Source organism: Aminobacter sp. P4_H6_2, assembly GCF_056400805.1.
This window is the reverse complement of sequence record NZ_JBFUKO010000339.1, coordinates 1-5,896: the sequence shown is the minus strand read 5'-3', so window position 1 is coordinate 5,896 and position 5,896 is coordinate 1. Positions and strand designations below refer to the sequence as shown.

Here is a 5,896-nt window from a genome sequence, read left to right as displayed (position 1 = left end):
AGGCTGCACGCACCATGGTGCGCACCAACAACACGGTAATTGCGGCGATCGCGCTCAAGCGCGGCGACGCCGACGCCATGATCTGCGGGCTGGAGGGCCGTTTCGAGCGCCACCTGCGCAACGTCACGCTGATCGTGGGCGCCCGCGACGGCGTCAAGGACCGCGACCTGTCCGCACTGTCCATGCTGATCACGCAACGCGGCGTGCTGTTCTTCACCGACACCTATGTGACTGTCGACCCGACAGCCGAAGAGATCGCCGAGATGACGATGCTGGCGGCCGACGAAATCCGCCGCTTCGGCATCGAACCCAAGGCCGCGCTCTTGTCGCACTCGAACTTCGGCTCGCGCGATTCGCTGAGCGCTCAAAAGATGCGCGAAGCAGCAGCTATCCTGAAGCGCATCGCCCCTGAGTTGGCCAGCGACGGCGAAATGCACGGTGACTCCGCACTCTCCGAGGTGTTGCGCCAGCGCGTCTATCCACATTCGACGCTGAAGGGTGAAGCCAATCTGCTGGTCTTCCCCAATCTCGACGCCGCCAACATCGCGCTGACCACGGTCAAGACGATGATGGACGCGCTGCATGTCGGCCCGATCCTGCTCGGCACCGCCCAGCCAGCCCATATCCTGACGCCTTCCGTCACCTCGCGCGGGATCGTCAACATGACGGCATTGGCCGTAGTCGAGGCGTCGCAGCGGGCGCACGCGACGGCCTGATCTAAATCGAGGTTAGCCGCTTCCAGGCAAACGGTTAACCTCGTCGTCGCCAGAGTTGAGTCGACTCGCTAGGGAGAGGCATGTTCAGGCGCGGCGGAAGCGAAGTAAGGCGGGCAGGCTCGACCTGGTTGGCTGCGGTCGCCCTGGCAATCCTGACGAGCGGAACCTCGTTCGTCGCCTCGCCGCAATGCCTCCAACTGGAGACGGAACTCGCCCGCCTGCAGCCTCCCGGCAGTTTCGTGCAGTCGGACGAATTCGCGGCTGCCGCTAACACCCAGGAAGACCAGATCGACCTTGCCCGCATTAAGGCCTCGGATCTCGGCTGCGGCCGTGCCATTGCGGGCGACATGATTGCCGAATGCGCCGCCCTCAACGCCAAAATCGCCGAGATGGAAAACAATCTCGGCAATCTCGACCGACAGCCGGCGCGGCCGAACAAAAGCACGCGGCGCGAACGCATCCGCATTCTCGATGCGATGCAGCTGGCTGGCTGCAACGACCAGGACGACGGGCAAGAAGATGCTGCCACCGACACTGAACCGCTCGACGACCAGATCGGTGGTACGATCATTCGCGGCGGCAGTGCGCAAAGCCTGAGCCCCACCGAGAGCTATCCGCAGCACATCGTGATCAGCCGAAGCCAGGAACAAGCCATCGGCGAGTACCGCACGTTGTGTGTGCGAACTTGCGACGGATACTTCTTTCCCATGTCCAACGCTGCCGGTCTCCAGGATTTCCAGCGTGATGAGAAGAACTGCGAAGCGAGCTGCCCGGGAACTGAGATCGAGCTTTTCTATCACCTGAACGAAGGCCAGCCACAAGACAGCATGGTTTCGGCCCGTTCCGGCCAGCCCTATCGAAACCTGTCCACGGCTTACCGCTACAAACGGGTCGATCTGCCGCGTGTGCCGGCATGCGRCTGCAATGTGAGCCAGAACAGGAACTTTTCCGTCATCGCCGGTGAAGGACGCCCGGTCCCGAGCGCCCCACAGGCAAAGCCAGTGGAGGAAGTCCCCGCGACGATCGCGCCTCGGCCGGCGCCCGATCCCGACCGCAAGGTCAGGGCCGTCGGGCCAACGTTCCTTCCCGACCCACAAGCGGCAACAGGTCTGCGAGTTCCGGGCCCGACTCCAGCCCGGTGAGCGCAAGCCTGAGCGGCATGAACAACGCCTTGCCCTTGCGGCCCGTTGCTTTCTTCACCGCACCTGTCCAGTCCTTCCAGACATTGGCGTCCCATGGCTCTTCCGGCAAAAGGTCCAGCGCCTGACCGACGAATTCGCGGTCCTCGTCGGCGAGCTCGGCCACCGGCTGTGGCCCCTCGCGCAGAATGCGCCACCACGATGCTGCGTCTGACAGCCGATCGAGATTGCCGCGCACAGCCATCCAGAATGCCTCGGCATGCTCGCCACTGACGCCCAGTAACAGAAGCCTATCGCGCACCTCGGCAAATGACATGTGGTGCAGCAGCGCGCGGTTGAGGACTACCAGTTCGTCAGGATCGAATTTGGAGGCCGATTTGGAAGTCGCCGCCGGATCGAACTTTTCGGCAAGGTCGCCAAGATTGGTAACCGCCGTCACATTTTCGGATGTGCCGACCAGCACCGCCAGCGAAGCGACCGACATCGGCTCGATGCCGCTCTCGCGCAGGCTTTCGATCGACAATGCGCCGGTGCGCTTGGAGAGGCCCTCGCCAGAGGCGGTCGTCAACAAATTGTGGTGGCCGAACACCGGCGGCTCAGCACCGAGCGCGCGGAATAGAGCGATCTGCACGCCGGTATTGGTGACATGGTCGTCGCCGCGAATGACATGGCTGATCTCCATCTCGATGTCATCCACCACGGATGGCAGCGTATAGAGATATGTGCCGTCTTCGCGCACCAGAACCGGGTCGGAGAGCGACGCCAGGTCGACGGTCTCTTCGCCGCGAACCAGATCGCTCCAGTGGACCTCGGTACGCTCGGTTTCAAACGGGTTGGACTTGAAGTTCGGCAGCATGAACCGCCAATGCGCCTTGCGGCCGTCCTGCACATAGGCAGCACGCTCCTCATTGGTCAGCTTCAACGCCTCGCGGCCATAGACCGGCGGCAGGCCGCGTGTGCGGCGGACCTTGCGGCGCAGATCAAGCTCCTCTGGCGTTTCGTAACACGGATAGAGCACACCAGCCGCCCTGAGCTTGTCGACCGCAGCATCATAGCTGGCAAAGCGGCGCGACTGGTATTCGGTCTGGTCCGGGAAGATGCCAAGCCAATGCAGGTCGTACAAAATCGAGTCGGCGAATTCCTGACGCGAACGCTCGGCGTCGGTGTCGTCGAAGCGCTGGACGAAGCGCCCCTTGTGCTTGAGGGCGAACAGCCAATTGAACAGGGCCGTGCGCGTATTGCCGATGTGGATGCGGCCGGTTGGCGAAGGAGCGAAGCGAACTGTAACTGTCATCATTGGGGCGTAGCGGAAGGCTCGTTTGTTGACAAGTCAGCGCCACCGGACCCGCCTTTCAGAAACAACGCAAGCTCAGCTTGAATATGAGCCTACCAATGAGGGCCACAGCTGCCCGAAACTGACGAATGGGCCGCGATTTCTCGCGGCCCATAACTACTCAGACGAGCCCTTTGGTCAGCTCGAGCGCCTGACGTTCGAACAGGCGGCGGTAGATGCCGCCGTCGCGCCGGACCAGCGCTTCGTGGCGGCCTTCCTCGACGATCTCGCCGCGATCGAAGACCAGAAGGCGGTCGAGCGAACGCACGGTCGACAGCCGATGCGCGATGACCAGCGTCGTGCGACCGACCATCAGCCGTTCCATGGCCTCCTGGATCAGCACCTCCGATTCCGAATCAAGGCTCGACGTCGCCTCATCGAGAATCAGGATCGGCGCATCGGCCAGGAAGGCGCGGGCAATCGCAACACGCTGGCGCTCGCCACCCGACAGCTTGACGCCGCGCTCGCCGACCAGCGTGCCGTAACCCTTGGGCAGGCGCTGGATGAAATCATGCGCACTGGCAAGCTTTGCCGCATGCTCGATCTCGGCCTGCGTCGCGCCTGGCCGGGCATAGGCGATGTTTTCGGCCAACGAACGGTGAAACAGGATAGGTTCCTGCTGGACGATCGCGATCTGCGAACGCAAAGACGATTGTGTCGCCTTGGCGATGTCCTGCCCATCGATCGTGATCCGGCCTCCGCCGACATCGTAGAGCCGCTCGATCAATTTGACGAACGTCGTCTTGCCCGAGCCGGAGTGACCGACAAGACCGACGCGCTCGCCCGGCTTGATCGACACCGAGAAGTCCCGGTAGAGCGGCAGCGCGTGCGTGCCATAGTGGAACGTCACATTGTCGAACTCAATGCCGCCATCGCGGATCTGGATCGGCTTGGCGCCAGGACGATCAGCAACGCCGAGCGGCTGCCCCTGGATGTCGACAAGCTCCTCCATGTCGTTGACCGAGCGCTGCAGGTTGCGGATGTGCATGCCGACATCGCGCAGATAGCCCTGTAGCAGGAAGAACGAGGTCAAGACGAAAGCGATATCGCCGGCAGTTGCCTGCCCGTTGGACCACAACATCAGCGCAAAGCCGATGATTGCAGCCCGCAGCAGAACCAGAGTGACGTTTTGCGCCGTGCCGTTGATCGTACCACGCGCCCAGGTGCGCGCCGTGCGGTTGCGCCACTTGGCGATCACCTTGGCGAGCCGCCCTTCCTCGCGCTCCTCGGCGCCAAAAGCCTTGACCACCTGATTACAGCTGACGGCATCGGCCAAGGAACCGCCAAGGCGCGTGTCCCAACGGTTGGCAAGGCTTGCGGCCGGCGCGACAAAGCCCAACGACATCACCACCGTCTGGACGATGAAGATGATCGAGCCAGCGGCGATGATAAGACCCATCATCGGCCAGTGCCAGCCAAGCAGGATTGTCGAGCCAACCAGCATCGCGATGGACGGCAGAAGCGCCAGCAAAAGGGTGTCATTGAGCAGGTCGAGCGCCCACATGCCCCGCGTCACCTTGCGCACCGTCGATCCGGCAAAGCTGTTGGCGTGCCAGTCGGTCGAAAAGCGCTGAACGCGATGGAACGCGTTCTGGGCGATGTCGGACATCATCTTCAATGTCAGGTCGATGATGGCGATGAAGGTGATGTGGCGAAACACCAGCGAACCGGTCGCCAATGCGAGCAGCGTGAAGAACGCCGACAGGGCGGCGTTCCAGGCCACCTCGTTTGTCGCCGCACCACTTGCGACAGCGTCAATCAGCCGGCCCGCGAAGAGCGGCGTCAAGACGTCGGCCATGGTCGAGATGAGCACGGTCGCCGAAATCAAGACGATCCGCACCGGCTGACGGCGCCAGTGCTTGAAAGTGAAGCCTAATACGCTGCGAAAAGCACCGCCGCGCAGATCAATACGAAAACGAGCCATGATGCCATTGAGGCGCCGGAAGCCGACGCCGTCCCTAAAGAAAGATGTTCAAAGGTGCGACGAATAATTCTTGCTGAATCAGGAAGTCGCGATGCGGGGCGTCGGAAATACAGAACGCCGGAAGCTGTTCGCCGGGTCAGTGACCCCGGTTCGAACCTCGGGAGGACATGTCATATTCTGGCATTCAGACCTCCCTGCTAGTGGCCGCGAAGAGGTTGCTTATAACCGAGCATTTTTGCTTAGCCAAGCCCCACTCTGGACCGAAGCCTGTTGTGCCAGAAACGAAACGAAAAAACGGGCCACTTGCACAACAGATAAGTCCGTGCTTATCTCACAAACATGAATGAATTCGATGTTTTCCGAGCCCTGTCCGACCCGACTCGCCGCGCAGTTCTCGATCGTCTGATCGCTGGGGCAAGAAATGCCACCGAGTTGCGGGAAGGCTTGGAGATTTCCCAGCCGGCCGTTTCACAGCACATCGCCGTGCTGCGTAGTGCGGGCCTGGTCAACGAGGAACGTGCCGGCAGGCATGTGAACTACTCCGTCAATCCCGACGGATTGCGGCCGCTGTTCGACTGGCTGACCCGCTACCGCGCCTTCTGGCCGGAGCGTGTCGAGAGGCTGAAGACGCTGCTCAAGGAGATGGACCAATGATGGACGCCCGGCAGCAGGACGGAAGCGACGAAGACATCGTCGTCGAATGCGAACTCGAGGCCGCTCCGGAAAAGGTCTGGCGGGCGCTGACCGTGCCTGAGCTTGTCGCGACATGGCTGGATGTTCCGGC

The 5,896-nt window shown here is 62.0% G+C and carries 5 protein-coding genes; 3 read left to right on the top strand and 2 right to left on the bottom strand.

Annotated features, from left to right (window positions below; all coding sequences use genetic code 11):
* Both AC1DUU_RS21005 and AC1DUU_RS21000 read left to right on the top strand, forming a co-directional pair.
* Positions 1-716, top strand: a 716-nt coding sequence (locus tag AC1DUU_RS21005) for a phosphate acyltransferase (RefSeq protein ID WP_476785334.1), incomplete at its 5' end; no start/stop codon positions are given.
* Between the two features lie 347 nt (positions 717-1,063).
* Positions 1,064-1,858: a DUF2865 domain-containing protein gene (locus AC1DUU_RS21000; protein ID WP_476785333.1), complete on the top strand. Its 795-nt coding sequence runs from the start codon at positions 1,064-1,066 to the stop codon at positions 1,856-1,858.
* On the opposite strand, the gene gltX is transcribed toward AC1DUU_RS21000, so the two are convergent.
* Together gltX and AC1DUU_RS20990 are read right to left on the bottom strand one after the other, a co-directional pair.
* Positions 1,776-3,149, bottom strand: a complete 1,374-nt coding sequence (gene gltX / locus AC1DUU_RS20995; protein ID WP_476785335.1) for a glutamate--tRNA ligase — start codon at positions 3,147-3,149, stop codon at positions 1,776-1,778. The two genes, AC1DUU_RS21000 and gltX, sit on opposite strands and share 83 nt — an antisense overlap.
* Positions 3,150-3,309: 160 nt before the next feature.
* The gene (locus AC1DUU_RS20990; protein WP_476785332.1) at positions 3,310-5,112 is read right to left on the bottom strand and encodes an ABC transporter ATP-binding protein; all 1,803 of its coding nucleotides are present in this window, start codon (positions 5,110-5,112) and stop codon (positions 3,310-3,312) included.
* 339 nt (positions 5,113-5,451) lie between these two features.
* Between AC1DUU_RS20990 and AC1DUU_RS20985 the strand changes: the two genes are divergently transcribed.
* On the top strand, positions 5,452-5,766 hold the full coding sequence (locus AC1DUU_RS20985; protein WP_476785331.1) for an ArsR/SmtB family transcription factor: 315 nt from the start codon (positions 5,452-5,454) through the stop codon (positions 5,764-5,766).
* Positions 5,767-5,896 lie beyond the last annotated feature (130 nt).

Coding starts and splice junctions, on each gene's coding strand:
- gltX (WP_476785335.1), bottom strand. CDS start 3,149: ATGACAGTTACAGTTCGCTTCGCTCCTTCGCCAACCGGCCGCATCCAC.
- AC1DUU_RS20990 (WP_476785332.1), bottom strand. CDS start 5,112: ATGGCTCGTTTTCGTATTGATCTGCGCGGCGGTGCTTTTCGCAGCGTA.
- AC1DUU_RS20985 (WP_476785331.1), top strand. CDS start 5,452: ATGAATGAATTCGATGTTTTCCGAGCCCTGTCCGACCCGACTCGCCGC.